Origin of the sequence: Pseudomonas sp. SR18 (assembly GCF_023701505.1) — a bacterium.
GTDB classification, from domain to species: Bacteria; Pseudomonadota; Gammaproteobacteria; order Pseudomonadales; family Pseudomonadaceae; genus Aquipseudomonas; species Aquipseudomonas cyclaminis.
The window spans coordinates 225,776-242,361 of sequence record NZ_JAMQAU010000001.1; the positions used below are offsets into that span (position 1 = coordinate 225,776).

The 16,586-nt window shown below is 61.1% G+C and carries 13 protein-coding genes; 8 read left to right on the forward strand and 5 right to left on the reverse strand.

Annotation, left to right across the window (positions count from 1 at the left end):
• Positions 1 to 43 precede the first annotated feature (43 nt).
• The 4 genes from NDJ82_RS01100 to NDJ82_RS01115 all read left to right on the forward strand — a co-directional run bounded on the left by NDJ82_RS01100 (position 44) and on the right by NDJ82_RS01115 (position 6,507).
• Positions 44 to 3,265 (forward strand): efflux RND transporter permease subunit, encoded by a 3,222-nt coding sequence (locus tag NDJ82_RS01100; protein WP_250924794.1) that lies wholly within the window; start codon positions 44 to 46, stop codon positions 3,263 to 3,265.
• The gene (locus NDJ82_RS01105; RefSeq protein ID WP_158876813.1) at positions 3,255 to 4,424 is read left to right on the forward strand and encodes an efflux RND transporter periplasmic adaptor subunit; all 1,170 of its coding nucleotides are present in this window, start codon (positions 3,255 to 3,257) and stop codon (positions 4,422 to 4,424) included. Before NDJ82_RS01100 ends, NDJ82_RS01105 begins: the two co-directional genes overlap by 11 nt.
• Positions 4,408 to 5,820 (forward strand): efflux transporter outer membrane subunit, encoded by a 1,413-nt coding sequence (locus NDJ82_RS01110; protein ID WP_250924795.1) that lies wholly within the window; start codon positions 4,408 to 4,410, stop codon positions 5,818 to 5,820. The genes NDJ82_RS01105 and NDJ82_RS01110 overlap by 17 nt, the downstream gene beginning before the upstream one ends.
• A gap of 228 nt (positions 5,821 to 6,048) precedes the next feature.
• A complete protein-coding gene (locus tag NDJ82_RS01115; RefSeq protein ID WP_250924796.1) occupies positions 6,049 to 6,507 on the forward strand; it encodes an REP-associated tyrosine transposase in 459 nt (152 codons plus the stop codon).
• Positions 6,508 to 6,571: 64 nt separating this feature from the next.
• On the opposite strand, the gene NDJ82_RS01120 is transcribed toward NDJ82_RS01115, so the two are convergent.
• The 4 genes from NDJ82_RS01120 to NDJ82_RS01135 all read right to left on the reverse strand — a co-directional run bounded on the left by NDJ82_RS01120 (position 6,572) and on the right by NDJ82_RS01135 (position 10,366).
• Positions 6,572 to 7,018 carry a hypothetical protein gene (locus NDJ82_RS01120; protein ID WP_099586634.1) on the reverse strand — a complete coding sequence of 149 codons (447 nt, stop codon included), beginning with the start codon at positions 7,016 to 7,018 and terminating at the stop codon, positions 6,572 to 6,574.
• Entirely contained in the window at positions 6,996 to 7,379 is a 384-nt protein-coding gene (locus tag NDJ82_RS01125) for a polymorphic toxin type 44 domain-containing protein (RefSeq protein WP_244653864.1), read from the reverse strand. Before NDJ82_RS01125 ends, NDJ82_RS01120 begins: the two co-directional genes overlap by 23 nt.
• A gap of 196 nt (positions 7,380 to 7,575) precedes the next feature.
• Positions 7,576 to 8,859: a Zn-dependent hydrolase gene (locus tag NDJ82_RS01130; RefSeq protein ID WP_191959701.1), complete on the reverse strand. Its 1,284-nt coding sequence runs from the start codon at positions 8,857 to 8,859 to the stop codon at positions 7,576 to 7,578.
• A 25-nt stretch (positions 8,860 to 8,884) separates the two neighbouring features.
• Positions 8,885 to 10,366, reverse strand: a complete 1,482-nt coding sequence (locus tag NDJ82_RS01135; protein ID WP_158876821.1) for an NCS1 family nucleobase:cation symporter-1 — start codon at positions 10,364 to 10,366, stop codon at positions 8,885 to 8,887.
• A 589-nt stretch (positions 10,367 to 10,955) separates the two neighbouring features.
• On the opposite strand from NDJ82_RS01135, the gene hydA reads away from it, so the two are divergent.
• The 3 genes from hydA to preA all read left to right on the forward strand — a co-directional run bounded on the left by hydA (position 10,956) and on the right by preA (position 15,197).
• Complete coding sequence (gene hydA, locus NDJ82_RS01140) at positions 10,956 to 12,395, forward strand: dihydropyrimidinase (RefSeq protein WP_099586631.1); 1,440 nt, start codon at positions 10,956 to 10,958, stop codon at positions 12,393 to 12,395.
• A 160-nt stretch (positions 12,396 to 12,555) separates the two neighbouring features.
• Positions 12,556 to 13,923 (forward strand): NAD(P)-dependent oxidoreductase, encoded by a 1,368-nt coding sequence (locus NDJ82_RS01145; protein WP_250924797.1) that lies wholly within the window; start codon positions 12,556 to 12,558, stop codon positions 13,921 to 13,923.
• Positions 13,923 to 15,197 (forward strand): NAD-dependent dihydropyrimidine dehydrogenase subunit PreA, encoded by a 1,275-nt coding sequence (preA, locus tag NDJ82_RS01150; protein WP_099586629.1) that lies wholly within the window; start codon positions 13,923 to 13,925, stop codon positions 15,195 to 15,197. Before NDJ82_RS01145 ends, preA begins: the two co-directional genes overlap by 1 nt.
• 283 nt (positions 15,198 to 15,480) lie before the next feature.
• Here the strand turns inward: preA and NDJ82_RS01155 are convergent, their stop codons facing one another.
• The gene (locus NDJ82_RS01155; RefSeq protein ID WP_099586628.1) at positions 15,481 to 16,101 is read right to left on the reverse strand and encodes a TetR/AcrR family transcriptional regulator; all 621 of its coding nucleotides are present in this window, start codon (positions 16,099 to 16,101) and stop codon (positions 15,481 to 15,483) included.
• A 116-nt stretch (positions 16,102 to 16,217) separates the two neighbouring features.
• Here NDJ82_RS01155 and copC point away from each other — a divergent pair, with 116 nt between their 5' ends.
• Complete coding sequence (copC, locus tag NDJ82_RS01160) at positions 16,218 to 16,583, forward strand: copper homeostasis periplasmic binding protein CopC (protein WP_158878884.1); 366 nt, start codon at positions 16,218 to 16,220, stop codon at positions 16,581 to 16,583.
• Positions 16,584 to 16,586: the final 3 nt, after the last annotated feature.

Below are 16,586 nucleotides of genomic sequence, written 5' to 3' on the forward strand. Positions count from 1 at the left end.
AGACTGCCGGGGTTTGCAATCCTGCTCCCTCGGAGGTTCACGCATGCTCGGGCTGGTAAAGACCGCACTGCACAAGCCCTACACGTTTATCGTGTTGGCCATATTCATCTGCATCATCGGGCCGATGGCGGCCCTGCGTACCCCCACGGACGTGTTCCCCGATATCGGTATCCCTGTGGTCGCCGTGGTCTGGCAGTACAACGGCCTGTCGCCGGACGCCATGGCCGGCCGGGTGATCTACACCTACGAACGCTCCCTGAGCACCACCGTCAACGACATCGAACATATCGAATCGCAATCCCTGCCCGGCATGGGCATCGTGAAAATATTCTTCCAACCCGGCGTCGATATTCGCACCGCCAATGCCCAAGTGACCGCCGTGTCACAAACCGTACTCAAGCAGATGCCGCCGGGTATCACGCCGCCGCTGATCCTCAACTACAGCGCATCCACGGTGCCGATCCTGCAAATGGCCTTTTCCAGCCCGAGCCTGTCGGAAGCCAGGATCCGCGACCTGGTGCAGAACAACATTCGCCTGCCGTTAAGCGCCCTGCCCGGCCTGGCGATGCCCACGCCGATGGGTGGCAAGCAGCGGCAGATTACCCTCGACCTTGACCCGCAGGCGCTGGCGGCTAAAGGCCTGTCGGCGCAGGACGTGGGCAATGCCCTGGCCCTGCAGAACCAGATCATCCCGGTGGGCACCGCCAAGCTCGGCCCCAACGAATACACGATCCTGCTCAACAACAGCCCCAAGGCCATCGATGAACTCAACGACCTGCCGATCAAGACCGTCGACGGCGCGTTGATCACCATCGGCCAGGTCGCCCACGTGCGCGACGGTTCGCCCCCGCAGACCAACATCGTGCGTGTCGACGGCCATCGCGCCGTGCTGATGCCGGCGCTGAAGAACGGCAGCATCTCCACCCTGTCGATCATCGACGGTATCCGTGGAATGCTGCCGCGCATCAATGAGACGCTGCCGCCGTCGCTCAAGACGTCCCTGTTGGGCGACGCCTCGGTATTCGTCAAACAATCGGTGGGCAGCGTGGCCCAGGAAGGCATCATCGCCGCACTGCTGACCAGTGCAATGATCCTGCTGTTCCTCGGCAGCTGGCGCTCGACCCTGATCATTGCCGCCTCGATTCCCCTGGCAGTGCTCTCGGCAATCGCGCTGCTGGCTGTCAGCGGGCAAACCCTCAACGTCATGACCCTCGGCGGTCTCGCGCTGGCGGTGGGGATTCTGGTGGATGACGCCACGGTGACCATCGAGAACATCAACTGGCACCTGGAACAAGGCAAGGCGGTGAAGACCGCGATCCTCGACGGCGCCGCGCAAATTGTCGGCCCGGCGTTTGTGTCGCTGCTGTGCATCTGCATCGTGTTCGTGCCGATGTTCATGCTTCAGGGCATCGCCGGTTACCTGTTCCGGCCGATGGCCCTGGCGGTGATTTTTGCCATGGCCAGTTCCTTTGTCCTCTCGCGCACCTTGGTGCCGACGCTGGCGATGTTCCTGCTCAAGCCACACACGCCGGAGCAAGGTGCCGGGCATCATCCGGAAGACGACTTCATCAATCACCATGAGGGCGAGCAGCACACCCAACCACGCCATCGCGCGCTGCAAGCAGTGCTGAATTTGCAGCAGGGTTTCGAGCGCCATTTCTCGAATACCCGCGACACTTACCACGGCCTGTTGACCCTGGCACTGGGTCATCGCAAGCGCTTTATCATCGGCTTCCTGGCCTGCGTGCTGGCGTCGTTCCTGCTGCTGCCAAGCCTGGGCCAGGACTTCTTCCCGGCCACCGACGCCGGCGCCCTCGCCCTTCACGTGCGCCTGCCGCTGGGCACGCGTATCGAGGAAAGTGCCGCCACCTTCGACCGCATAGAAGCGCGGATCCGCGAAGTGATCCCGGCCGCAGAACTGGACACCATCGTCGACAATATCGGCATCCCGCTCAGCGGCATCGACATGGCCTACAGCAACAGCGGCACCATCGGCCCCCAGGATGGCGACATCCAGGTCAGCCTGAAAAAGCACCACGCGCCCACCGCCGACTACGTGAAAAAACTGCGTGAAGCGCTGCCGCAAAGCTTCCCCGGCAGCCACTTCGCCTTCCTGCCCGCCGACATCAGCAGCCAGATCCTCAACTTCGGCGCACCCGCCCCGCTGGACGTGAAAATCTCCGGGCGCAACGATGCCGAAAACCGTGCGTATGCCATAGAGCTTGAGCGCCGCCTGCAACATGTGCCGGGCATTGCCGACCTGCGTATCCAGCAATCCACCGGCTACCCGTCGCTGCAAGTGAATGTCGACCGCCTGCGCGCCAACGGCCTGGGCATTACCGAGCGCGACGTGACCAACAGCATGGTCGCGTCGCTGGCCGGCAGCTCGCAAACCGCGCCGACCTTCTGGCTCAACCCGGCCAACGGCGTGTCGTACTCCATCGTCGCCGCCACCCCGCAATATCGCCTCGACAGCCTGCCGTCGCTGGAAGCCTTGCCAGTGACCGGCGCCGACGGCCAATCACAAATCCTTGGCGGCGTGGCTACCATTTCTCGCGTGCAAAGCTCGGCGGTGGTGACCCACTACAACATCGAGCCGACCCTGGACCTGTACGCCAACGTGCAAGGCCGCGACCTCGGTGGCGTGGCCCGCGACGTGCAAAAGGTGCTGGATGACACCGCGGCCCTGCGCCCCAAGGGCGCGTCGATCAGCCTGCATGGGCAAATCGACGCGCTGCATGAAGCCTTCAGCGGCCTGAGCTTCGGCCTGCTCGGTGCGGTGGTGCTGATCTATCTGCTGATCGTGGTCAATTTCCAATCCTGGGCCGACCCGTTCGTGATCATCACCGCGTTGCCGGCAGCATTGGCGGGGATTGTGTGGATGCTGTTCCTCAGTGGCACCTCGCTGTCGGTGCCCGCCTTGACCGGCGCGATCCTGTGCATGGGCGTGGCCACCGCCAACTCGATCCTGGTGGTGAGTTTCTGCCGTGAGCGCCTGGCCGAACATGGCGATGCGTTGAAAGCCGCACTGGAAGCCGGCTACACACGCTTTCGCCCGGTGTGCATGACGGCCCTGGCGATGATCATCGGCATGTTGCCCCTGGCGCTGTCCGAGGAGCAAAACGCGCCGCTGGGTCGAGCGGTGATCGGTGGCTTGATCTTCGCCACAGTCGCCACCCTGTTGTTTGTTCCTGTGGTCTTCAGCCTTGTCCACGGGCGTCACCCTACTCGCGCAGTTGCAGGAGAAACCCCACATGTCGCCTGATCACAAACCCTCGCGCAAGCGCCTGATGCTCATGGGTGTCAGCGGCCTGACCCTGGCCGCCCTGTTGGTCGCCAACGGCCTGCATGCCCGCACGCTACACGAGCAATCGGTGACGGCCTGGACCGAGACCGCCGCCATTCCCCAAGTGATGGTATTCCAACCCCAACAGAACGTGGCCGGTGACACCTTGCGCCTGCCTGCGCACCTGGAGGCGTGGAGCAAAGCGCCGATTCATGCGCGGGTCAGCGGTTACCTCAAGGACTGGAAGGCGGACATCGGCAGCCAAGTCAAAGCCGGACAAATTCTCGGCGAAATCGACAGCCCGGACCTCGATCAACAGCTGGCGCAAACCCACGCACGCCTGGTGCAGGAACAGGCCAACGCACGCCTCGCGGCGACCACCGCGACGCGCTGGCAAAACCTGCTGGCGAGCCACTCCGTGTCGCGCCAGGAAGCCGATGAAAAAACCTCCAACGCCGCGGCCGCCAACGCCAATGTCCAAGCCGCTGCTGCCGACTACGCACGCCTGTCAGCGCTGGAAAGCTACAAGACCATTCGCGCGCCGTTCGCCGGCACCATCACTGCGCGCAACACCGATATCGGCCAGTTGATCAAGGCCGACAGCGACAGTGATCCGGAGTTATTCAACATCGCCGATACGCACCAGTTGCGCCTTTACGTCCCCGTGCCGCAAAACTACGCGGCAGTGATCCACCCCGGCCTGGAAGCCCGGCTCACCGTGCCCGAACACCCTGGCGAGCACTTCAAGGCGCGGCTGATTGGCGACTCCACCGCCATCGATCGCCGCTCCGGCACCCTGCTCGCGCAGTTCGTGGTGGACAACCCCGACGACCAGCTGCTGCCCGGTGATTACGCCGAAGCCACGCTGCCGATTCCGGCCGACACCCATGGCGTCAGTATCCCGGCCAGCGCGCTGATCTTCCGCGCCCAAGGCACCCAAGTCGCGCTACTGGATGGACAGAACCATGTGCACCTGCAAACCATCCACATTGGCCTCGACCTGGGCGAACGCCTGGTGATCGACCAGGGCCTGAAACCTGCCGACCGCGTGGTCGACAATCCGCCAGATGCCCTGCGCGAAGGCGACGCCGTGCAATTGGCCGAAGCGGCTGGAGGTGCCCATGCGCCCAAGGCTTAAACCGCTGGCGGCACTGGTGCTATTGGCGTTGCAAGGTTGCTCGATGGCGCCCACCTACAAAGTGCCGTCAATCGACCTGCCCGCAGGGTATCGCGAGCAGACCCGCGATGGCCCATGGCACAGCGCGCAACCGGCCGATCAACGGGTGCCACAAGGGTGGGCGCTTTACCACGACGCGCAACTGGATAACCTGCAACAGCAACTGCTCACGGCCAACCCGGACCTCGCGGCGGCCTTGGCGCACTTCGATGCAGCCCAGGCCTATGCCAGCCAACTGCACGCCGGACTGTTCCCGCAGATCACCGCCAGTGCGCAGCCGCTGCGCCAACGCCAATCGGACTCGCGACCGCTGCGAGGCACGACGCAGCCTTCGGTGTACAACAGCAACACCGCTGGGTTTTCCCTGAGCTACGACCTGGACCTGTGGGGCAAAATCCGCAATCAGGTCGCGGCGGGCGATGCCCAGGTGCAAGCGTCCGGCGATGACCTGGCCGTGGCGCAGTTGAGCCTGCAACATCAACTGGCGACCCTGTATGTGCAGCTCAATGGGCTGGATGCACAGGACCGGATTCTCAATAACTCGCTGGAGGATTACAGCCAAGCGCTGCAACTGACGCGCAGTCGTTACGCAGGCCAGATCGCGTCGGAACTGGACCTGACCCGTGCGCAGAACCAACTGGCCGAGGCCAAGGCGCAGCGGGATGAAGTGGAGGGGCAACGTAACCTTACCGAGCATGCCATCGCAGAACTGGTGGGCGTGCCGGCGAGTGATTTTTCACTGCCGCCCAGCCGGCAGTTGATCGCTCTACCGCAGATTCCATCACAACTGCCGAGCCAGTTGTTGCAACGGCGCCCGGATATTGCAGCGGCAGAGCGTCGAGTATTTGCCGCCAACGCCAACATCGGCGTGGCCAAGGCCGCCTGGTACCCGGACTTCAGTTTGACCGGCTTGATTGGCGGGCAGACTCAAGGCGCTGGCAACCTGCTGTCCGCTGGCAATCGCTATTGGGCGTTGGGGCCGCTGATGAATGTGCCGATCTTCGACGGCGGACGCTTGAGCGCCAATGAACGCCAGGCCAAAGCCGAGTTTGAAGAGGCGTCGGCGCAATACCGCAGCCAGGTGTTGAAGGCCATACGCGAGGTGGAAGACAACCTGGCGCAACTGCGGGATTTGCAGCAGGAGGCCCAGGATGAGCAAGCGGCAGCGGATGCGGCGCAGCACACCCAGGCGCTGGCAATGAACAGCTATCAGGCCGGCGCGGTGAGTTACCTGGATGTGGTGACGGCGCAGACAGCGGCATTGCAGGCGCAGAGGACGTTACAGGCGGTGCAGACGCGGCAGTTGCAGGCGAGTGTGGGACTTTTGACAGCACTCGGCGGCGGATGGCAAAAGTGAGGGAGAGCTGGCCCCGACGGCGGTGGGTCTTCATACCGCAATCGGGGGCAAGCCCCCTCCCACACAGGCCCTGTTCCAGACACACAATGTATGAATGCCGCAGATCCAATGTGGGAGGGGGCTTGCCCCCGATGGCGGCCTTCCAGACACATCCTGCCAAAAGCCTGCCGACCAATCCCTTGTCCTCCAACCTAGCCTCTTGAAACACCCCAAAAGAGAGGCCAAGGAATGCCTGACCTACCCGCTTCACACCGCCTGCGCATCGGTCGCTTCAGCGAACCAGACCGCATCTACCTCATCACCACCAACACCCACGAACGCATCCCGATATTCAACGACTTCCACCTCGGTCGCCTGGTGGTCTGGCAGTTCCGCCTCGCGCAGTACCAAGGGCTGGCGAAGTCCCTTGCATGGGTGATCATGCCGGACCACTTTCATTGGCTCATCGAACTACGCAAAGGCTCGCTGGCGGATCTGATGCGGCAGGTGAAATCCAAAAGCACGCGGTCCGTCAACGGCGCAAGCGGCCGCAAGGGCCGGCTTTGGCAAGGCAGCTTTCACGACCGAGCACTGCGCAAGGAAGATGATTTGGTGAAGATGGCCCGGTATGTGGTAGCCAATCCATTGCGGGCGGGATTGGTAGAGAAGATTGGCGACTATCCATTGTGGGATGCGATCTGGGTATAGGTTCCAGATCGAGTCGCCCTATCGCTAGCAAGCCCTTTCGGACTGACCGCCAAGATTATCAAGTTTATGGCCGACTATTGAGGAAAACGCTGACGGGAGTGAAGTCACGGCCATCGGCATGTCGATACAAGGTACTGCTGTGGTAGTCAGATACCTCCCCCGTGACCGAGACAATAATCTCGCTGCCCTGAGTGACAACCTTGGCCGATGCGTCACGAGTAATTAGAAACGGAGTCGCCTCTTTGAGCGCGGACAACACTTCACGGTCGCTGGCTAAAGTTCGGTAAACGTAGTATCGATAACTGAACGGAACCGTTGCGCCACCACGGTCATCCTTGACGCCGTAGATCGATGCATCAGCGTTCAGAGGCGCTCTGAGCACCACTTCAGTCAGTTGCGGTCGGCCCGCCGAAAGCAGCCAGCTGCCGCCGATGTAAACCAGGCAAAGCAGCAGCAGGATTGTCGTAACAACTGAATACAGCGATCTTTTAGTAGTTCCTGAACCGGGCATACCTGATTCCTTCCTTGATCCAATATTGGTCGATTGGATCGTCACCGAATGGAGCGTCTGCCCACCATTTACCAAACTCAGGCTTGCCCGAGCCTGCCCTATTCTGGGCAAGGCCCGCGGCTCGCAAAAGCACTTCTTCGCTGAAACCGGCAGCTATCCCAACAGCGCCATAATGAAAGTTCCCAAACGCTTCATATTCTCTGGAAATCTGTTTGTAATCCCAAGGGCCACGATTTCGTACTTGAGTATAAAACCAAGAGTACATAAATGCTGACCCAGCCTTCAGCACATTCTTTTTATGAAAGGCCGTGGCCATATTTTCATTGAGCGATACACCGGGTGGCGGCATTGGATTTGGCATTACATGCTTCCTTTGCAGTAAATTTTCCCGGCGGAAACTAACACTGGAAGAGCAAGCTGTAGAGCACACAACGCAGCAACAGAAACTTCGTACAACAGAGTAGGACGCGCCTTGCACGTGATCACCAGAGCCATTTTTTTCCTACAATCTAGGCTTACTTTGTCGCCCCGCACGCTCCCACATTTTTTCCCGCATTTCAGGCCGCTAGCTTGCCGCTGGCGATTGCAGCAGAAGCGGCCACCATCGCACGCAACAACACCGCACACCCCGCCGCCAAATCATCCGGTGCGGCATTCTCGATTTCGTTATGGCTGATACCCCCCTCGCACGGCACAAAAATCATCCCCGCCGGGCCCAGTTCTGCGACGAAGATCGCGTCGTGCCCTGCCCCGCTGACGATGTCCATGTTCGACAAACCCAGCCCGTTCGCCGCATCGCGCACGGCGTCAACGCAGCCTTTGTCGAAATACAGCGGTGGGAAATCTGCGGTGGGCTCCATTTCAAAGCTCAGGCCATGCTTGGCGCAGGTGTCATCAATCACCTTGCGCACCTCGGCAATCATCGAATCCAACCGCGCCGGTTCCAGGTGACGGAAGTCCAGGGTCATGCGCACTTCGCCAGGAATCACGTTGCGCGATCCCGGGTACGCTTGCAGGCAACCCACCGTCCCGCACGCATGGGGCTGATGCCCCAGCGCCGCCGCATTCACCGCCGCCACCACCGCTGCTGCGCCCACCAGCGCATCCTTGCGCAGGTGCATCGGCGTCGGCCCGGCATGCGCCTCAACGCCGCGCAGTTTCAGGTCAAACCATTTTTGCCCGAGGGCGCCAAGGACCACGCCGATGGTTTTCTTCTCATCCTCCAGAATCGGCCCTTGTTCGATATGCGCCTCGAAATACGCACCGACCTTGTGCCCACTTTCGGGCCGGGTGCCCGCATAGCCAATCGCATTCAGCGCATCACCCACGCTGACGCCCTGTGCATCGACCTTGGCCAGGGTTTCGGCGAGGGTAAATTTCTCGGCAAACACGCCGGAGCCCATCATGCACGGCGGGAAGCGCGAGCCTTCCTCGTTGGTCCACACCACCACTTCCAGCGGTGCTTCGGTTTCCACTTTCAGGTCATTGAGGGTGCGCAGCACTTCCACGCCGGCCAACACGCCAAAGCAACCGTCGAATTTGCCGCCCGTGGGCTGGGTGTCGATATGGCTGCCGGTCATCACCGGCGGCAGGTCGGGATTACGGCCAGGGCGGCGCGCGAAGATATTGCCAATGCCGTCGACGGTCACCGTGCAACCGGCGTCTACGCACCATTGCACAAACAGATCGCGGGCCTTGCGATCGAGGTCGGTAAGGGCCAGGCGACACACGCCGCCCTTGGGGGTGGCGCCGAGCTTGGCCAGGTCCATCAGCGACTGCCACAAGCGGTCGCGGTTGATATGCAGGTGGGTCGATTGCAGAACGTCGAGGGCAGCGTTCATGGGGATCTCCTCAGGCTTGTATTTCTTATGAATTGACAACGACCGGGTTGGCTCCACGCCGGGCATTGAGGCCGTAATACAACACCCCGCCCAACGCCGAACCGGTAAACCAGCCATAGCTGTAGAACCAGCTGAACGCGTCACTGCCCAACGACAGCAAGGTCAGCACCACCGGCACGCCAAAGGCGACAAAACCGCTCCAGTTCCATGCCGGGTACACGTCGTCGCGGTACAGCCCCGCCAGGTCAAGCTGCTGTTTGCGGGTGATGAAGTAGTCCACCACCATGATCCCGGCGATGGGGCCAAGCAGGCTGGAATAGCCCAGCAACCAGTTCGAATAGACCGTTTCCAGGCTCACATCGGAGACGATCAGCCCAAGCTTTTTCAGGAGTTCATGGGCCATCAGCAGGAGCCCCACGAACCCGGTGAGGATCACCGCCGTGGTGCGGTTTATCAGCTTGGGCGCGATGTTCTGGAAGTCATTGGTCGGCGAGACGATGTTCGCCGCCGTGTTGGTGGACAAGGTCGCGATGATGATCAGCGCCATGGCGATAGCGACCCAGACCGGGCTCTGGATATGCCCGATCAGGGTCACCGGGTCGGACACGCTGACGCCCACCAGTTTCACCGACGCGGCGGTCATGATCACGCCGAGGGCGGCGAACAGGAACATGGTCAGCGGCAGGCCGAAAATCTGCCCGAGGATCTGGTCCTTCTGGCTTTTGGCGTAGCGGCTGAAATCGGGAATGTTCAGCGACAAGGTGGCCCAGAAGCCGACCATCGCGGTAAGGCCCGCCATGAAATAACCGGTGAGGCTCGCCCCTTCCGGGCGCTTGGGCGGGATCGCCATCAATTCGCTGATCGACACATTCGGCATGGCCCAGACCAGCAGGCCAACCCCCACCGCCACCAGCAGCGGTGCCGACAAGGTCTCCAGGCGCTTGATGGACTCGGCGCCGCGCAACACCACCCACAAGTTCAGGCACCAGAAGATCATGAAGCCAATCACTTCACCGGTACCGCCGAGGGACTTCCACCCCTCGAAAATCGAGCCCAGGAACAGGTGAATCGCCAGCCCGCCAAACATCGTCTGGATACCAAACCAACCACAGGCCACCAGCGCTCGAATCAAGCACGGCACGTTGGAGCCGAGGATGCCAAAGGACGAGCGCAACAACACCGGGAACGGAATGCCGTACTTGGTGCCGGGGAAGGCGTTAAGGGTCAGCGGGATCAGCACCACGATATTGGCCAGCAGAATCGCGACCAGCGCCTCGCCCACTGATAATCCAAAGTAAGCAGTCAGCACGCCGCCCAATGTATACGTGGGCACGCAGATCGACATGCCGACCCACAGCGCGGTGATGTGCCACTTGTTCCAAGTGCGTTCGTGCACCTTGGTGGGTGCCATGTCGTGGTTGTAGCGAGGGCTGTCGAGGACGTCGGGGCCGGCGTCGAGTTCGTACAGGCCGTTGCGCTCAATAACTTGCGATCTGTTCTGTTGCATGGCCGCTCCACGGTTTTTTCGAATTATTGTTGCTCACCTGCAGGGTTGATGCAGGTGGCCGGAGTACCTCGTAAACAACATGACATCACGGGCCCGGCCAGCCGTTCCTGCACTCAATAACCGTGCCGAAAACCGCCGCCATACCCTTACCGCTTATATAACTCGCTGATGTTAATCAGCTTTCCGATTGAACCTAGGGTACTTGCCACGCGACTCAGGCTGGATAACGTGGAAGTTGCCCGAACTGTCGGACTCAATCTGGTGCAACACAATTATTTTTATTTCCCTGGCCCGTCAAGGGGCATATCTCAAGCGTCTGATTTGCAATAAGAAATGTTGCTCATATTGAGAACCTGTCAAGTGCGTCAAAATGGTGAGAGCCCGCGACATTTTGGTGATATTGATTTTTTATCCTTATAAATCAATTACATATAAAATGAATAAGCTTATAAAAAATATTCTTGCCCTATCGAAAAACTCGGGCTAGTTTCTATTCCTGTCACCGATGACAGGAATTAACCACCGCTCGGCGACAGCATTACAACACTTAGAACTGGCACAAGCCGGTCAAGCCTTTGAGGAACTCGACATGTCGCTGTTGATCCGTGGCGCCACCGTTATTACCCATGATGAAAGTTACCGCGCCGATGTGTTGTGCGCAGGCGGTCTGATTCGCGCCGTTGGCACGGATCTGGAGATTCCCGCCGGCACCGAGATACTTGATGGCAGCGGCCAATACTTGATGCCCGGCGGCATCGACCCCCATACCCACATGCAATTGCCCTTCATGGGCACCGTGGCCAGTGAAGACTTCTTCAGTGGCACGGCAGCGGGTCTGGCCGGCGGCACCACGTCCATCATTGATTTTGTGATTCCCAACCCGCAGCAGTCCTTGATGGAAGCGTTTCACCAGTGGCGCGGCTGGGCCGAAAAATCGGCGTCCGACTACGGTTTTCACGTGGCGATCACCTGGTGGAGCGAACAGGTGCGTGAGGAAATGGCCGAGCTGGTCAGCCATCACGGCATCAACAGCTTCAAGCATTTCATGGCGTACAAGAACGCGATTATGGCGGCCGACGATACCCTGGTCGCCAGCTTCGAACGCTGCCTTGAGCTGGGCGCAGTGCCCACCGTGCATGCGGAAAACGGCGAGTTGGTGTACCACCTGCAGCGCAAGCTGATGGCCCAGGGCATAACCGGGCCGGAAGCACACCCACTGTCGCGCCCCTCCCAGGTGGAAGGCGAAGCGGCCAGCCGTGCGATCCGCATCGCCGAGACCATTGGCACGCCACTGTATCTGGTACACGTCTCCACCCAGGAAGCGCTGGATGAAATCACCTACGCCCGTGGCAAAGGCCAGGCGGTGTACGGCGAAGTGCTGGCCGGCCACCTGTTGCTGGACGACAGTGTCTACCAGCACCCCGACTGGCAAACCGCCGCCGGCTATGTGATGAGCCCGCCGTTCCGCCCACGCGGGCATCAGGAAGCGCTGTGGCATGGCCTGCAATCCGGCAACCTGCACACCACCGCCACCGACCACTGCTGCTTCTGCGCCGAGCAAAAAGCCGCTGGCCGGGACGATTTCAGCAAGATTCCCAACGGCACCGCCGGTATCGAAGACCGCATGGCGCTGCTATGGCACGAAGGCGTCAATACCGGGCGCCTGTCGATGCAGGAATTCGTTGCGCTGACCTCCACCAACACCGCGAAGATCTTCAACCTGTACCCGCGCAAAGGCGCCATCCGTGTGGGTGCCGATGCCGATCTGGTGCTGTGGGATCCCGAGGGCACGCGGACCATTTCCGCCAAGACCCACCACCAGAACGTCGACTTCAACATCTTCGAAGGCAAGACCGTGCGCGGCGTGCCGAGCCATACCATCAGCCAGGGCAAACTGGTCTGGGCCGATGGCGACCTGCGCGCCGAGCGCGGTGCCGGGCGCTATGTGGAACGGCCGGCGTATCCGTCGGTGTTCGAGCAGTTGAGCAAGCGGGCTGAGCATGCCAGGCCGGTTGCTGTGAAGCGCTGAGACCGTCATCGGGGGCAAGCCCCCTCCCACACTGATCTCATTCCAATTGGAAAAACGCGGTCAAATGTGGGAGGGGGCTTGCCCCCGATGAGGCCAGCACAGGCAACAAAAAAACAATGCCCATCAGAGGCAGCACCTCAATAACCGTGAGGCCACCACCGTGATCCAGGCCCTGACCCACCTCCCCCATCCCCATGAGGATGGCGCAACCCTCGCCAGCCACTTCACCGACCTGGCGCCGCCCCTGAACGCCCGCCAGGCCCAACTGGAAGCCTCGCGCTGCCTGTACTGCTACGACGCGCCCTGCGTGAACGCGTGCCCCAGCGACATCGATATTCCGTCGTTCATCCGCAACATCCACACCGAAAACGTCCAAGGCGCGGCGCAGAAAATCCTCTCGGCCAACATCCTCGGCGGCAGCTGCGCACGGGTCTGCCCGACGGAAATCCTGTGCCAGCAAGCCTGCGTGCGCAACAACAGCGAAGAATGCGCGCCCGTGCTGATCGGTCTGCTGCAACGCTACGCCATCGACAATGCGCACTTCAGCGAACACCCCTTCCAGCGCGCCGCGACAACCGGCAAGCGCATCGCCGTGGTGGGCGCCGGCCCGGCCGGCCTGGCCTGCGCCCATCGCGCCGCTTTGCATGGCCATGACGTGGTGATTTTCGAAGCCCGCGAAAAAGCCGGCGGCCTGAATGAATACGGGATCGCCAAATACAAACTGGTGGATGACTTTGCCCAGAAGGAACTGGATTTCCTCCTGCAGATCGGCGGCATCGAGATGCGCCACGGCCAGCGCCTGGGCGATAACCTCACCTTGAGCGAACTGCACCAGCAATTCGACTCGGTATTCCTCGGCCTGGGTCTCGCCGCCAGCAAACAGTTGGGGCTGCCCCACGAAGACGCCCCCGGCCTGCTCGCCGCCACCGACTACATCCGCGAACTGCGCCAGGCCGATGACCTGACCCAACTGCCACTGGCCGACCGCTGCATCGTGCTCGGCGCTGGCAATACTGCGATCGACATGGCCGTGCAAATGGCCCGCCTCGGCGCCCGCGATGTCAACCTCGTCTACCGTCGCGGCCTGGCGGACATGGGCGCCACGCACCATGAACAGGACATCGCCAAAGCCAATCAGGTGCGCCTGTTGACCTGGGCCCAGCCTGAAGAAGTGCTGCTCGATGACGAGGGCCACGTACGCGGTATGCGCTTCCAGCGCACACACATGGAAAACGGCCGCCTGCACCCCACCGGCGAGAGCTTCGAACTGGCTGCCGATGCGATCTTCAAGGCCATCGGGCAAGGGTTTGACGGCGCAGCGTTACACGATCCACTGGCCCAGCAACTGCATCGCGTGGGCGAGCGAATCTTTGTCGACGAACAGCTGCGCACCAGCATTCCCGGCGTGTATGCGGGAGGTGATTGCGTGAGCCTCGGCCAGGACCTCACCGTACAAGCGGTGCAACACGGCAAGCTGGCCGCCGAAGCCATGCACGCCCAACTCATGCTGACTGTGGAGGCCGCGTAATGGCCGATCTCTCGATTGTCTTCGCCGGTATCAAAGCCCCCAACCCGTTCTGGCTGGCCTCCGCGCCGCCCACCGACAAGGCCTACAACGTGGTCCGCGCCTTCGAGGCAGGCTGGGGCGGCGTGGTGTGGAAAACCCTGGGTGAAGACCCGGCGGCGGTCAACGTGTCGTCACGTTACTCGGCGCATTACGGCGCCAACCGTGAAGTGCTGGGCATCAACAATATCGAGCTGATCACCGACCGCTCCCTGGAGATCAACCTGCGGGAAATCACCCAGGTGAAAAAGGACTGGCCCGACCGCGCGTTGATCGTGTCGCTGATGGTGCCGTGTGTCGAAGAGTCCTGGAAAAACATCCTGCCGCTGGTGGAAGCCACTGGCTGTGACGGTATCGAACTGAACTTCGGTTGCCCCCACGGCATGCCCGAGCGCGGCATGGGCGCAGCAGTAGGCCAGGTGCCGGAATATGTGGAACAGGTGACACGCTGGTGCAAGACCTACTGCTCACTGCCGGTGATCGTCAAGCTCACGCCAAACATCACCGACATCCGGGTGGCGGCGCGGGCGGCGTATCGCGGTGGGGCGGATGCGGTGTCGCTGATCAACACCATCAATTCCATCACCAGCGTGGACCTGGAGCGCATGGTCGCCCTGCCCGTCGTCGGTACGCAAAGTACCCACGGCGGCTACTGCGGCTCGGCGGTCAAGCCGATTGCCCTGAACATGGTTGCGGAAATCGCCCGCGACCCGCAGACGCAAGGCCTGCCGATCTGCGGCATTGGCGGCATTGGTAACTGGCGCGACGCGGCAGAATTCGTCGCCCTCGGTTGCGGCGCGGTGCAAGTGTGTACGGCGGCGATGCTGCACGGGTTTCGTATCGTTGAAGAGATGAAGGACGGGCTGTCGCGGTGGATGGACAGCCAGGGCTACACCAGCTTGCAGGACTTTTCCGGGCGGGCTGTGGGCAATACCACGGACTGGAAGTACCTGGACATCAACTACCAGGTGATCGCCAAGATCGACCAGGCCGCGTGTATTGGGTGCGGGCGTTGCCATATTGCCTGTGAGGATACGTCGCACCAGGCCATCGCCAGCTTGAAGCAGGCGGATGGTACGCATGCATACGAGGTGATCGATGATGAGTGCGTGGGCTGCAACCTGTGCCAGATCACCTGCCCGGTGGCGGACTGCATTGAGATGGTGCCCATCGACACGGGCAAGCCGTTTTTGAATTGGACCCAGGATCCGAGGAATCCCTACAGGGAGGCTGTGTAGTCCTTTAGATCGCTATCGGGGGCAAGCCCCCTCCCACACAATTGGCTAAATGCGGTCACATGTGGGAGGGGGCTTGCCCCCGATAGGCATAGGTATCTACACAACTCTCAAAGGCTTATACATAACTCTGTGGTGAGCGGGCTTGTACCGCGCTGGGCTGCTGCGCAGCCCAGCGCGGGACAAGCCCGCTCACCACAACAGCCCGTTTGCCATAGATTCAGCATCCACGGAAAGTTGTGTAGATACCTATGCCCCGATAGGGCCATCAGCCTCACCACAAGACTCAAGGCTCCAACCCAATCCCGCGCAAAATCACACCCGTCACGGTCTGGATCGCTTTCTCAAACTGCAGGTCCGACAACGGCTGGTGATCATTCAGAATCTTCACCTGATGGTCAAAGTCGGCATAGTGCTGGGTCGAAGCCCAGATCATGTACAGCAGGCTCGACGGCTCTACCGGCAGGATGCGTTTGTCTTCCACCCATTGACGAATTTTCGCTTCCTTCATCTTGGCCCAGTCGTACAGGCTTTCGTCCAGCGCCTCACCGAGTGTCGGCGCGCCGTGGATGATTTCGTTGGCCCAGACCTTGGAGCCATACGGCCGTGTGCGTGAGCGCTGCATCTTGGCGCGGATGTAGCTGCTGAGCACCACCCGTGGGTCATCGAAGGTTTCGAAGCTCAGGGCATCCTGTTTCCACACGTCCAGCAGGTCGAACAGCACGGCGCTGTACAGCTCGCTTTTGGTGGTGAAGTAGTAATGCAGGTTCGAGCGCGGCAGTTGCGCTTCTTCGGCGATGTCGGCCATGGCGGTGCTGCCGTAGCCTTTCTCGGCGAAGACTTTCTCCGCCGCCAGCAGGATTTTTTCGACGTTGGCCCTACGAATTCCGATCTTGTGATTGCCCATAAGGGCTCCCTGACAAAGACATACGCCAAAGACTACCACCCGCTCTAGATCGGGGCGACAGGCCAAGCCGAAACTTCGTACACTGCCCACTCCTACCCATTGATTGGTATTGAACAATGTTGATCAAGAAAACCCTCACCATCGTCGCCCTGCTCGCATCCCTGCTGGGCGCCTCGGCGGCGTTCGCCCATGCTCACCTCAAAAGCTCCACGCCGGCGGCAGACAGCACGGTGACAGCCCCCGCCGATCTGCGCCTGACCTTCAGCGAAGGCATCGAGGCGACCTTCACCAAGGTGTCCCTGAGCAAGGACGGCACCGAAATCGCGATCAAAGGCCTGGACACCGAAGGCACCGACAAGAAAGTCCTGGTGGTCACCCCGGCCGCACCACTCGCGGCCGGCAACTACAAAGTGGTGTGGAATGCCGTGTCGGTGGACACCCACAAGAGCAACGGCGAATACAGCTTCAAGGTTGGCCAGTAATCC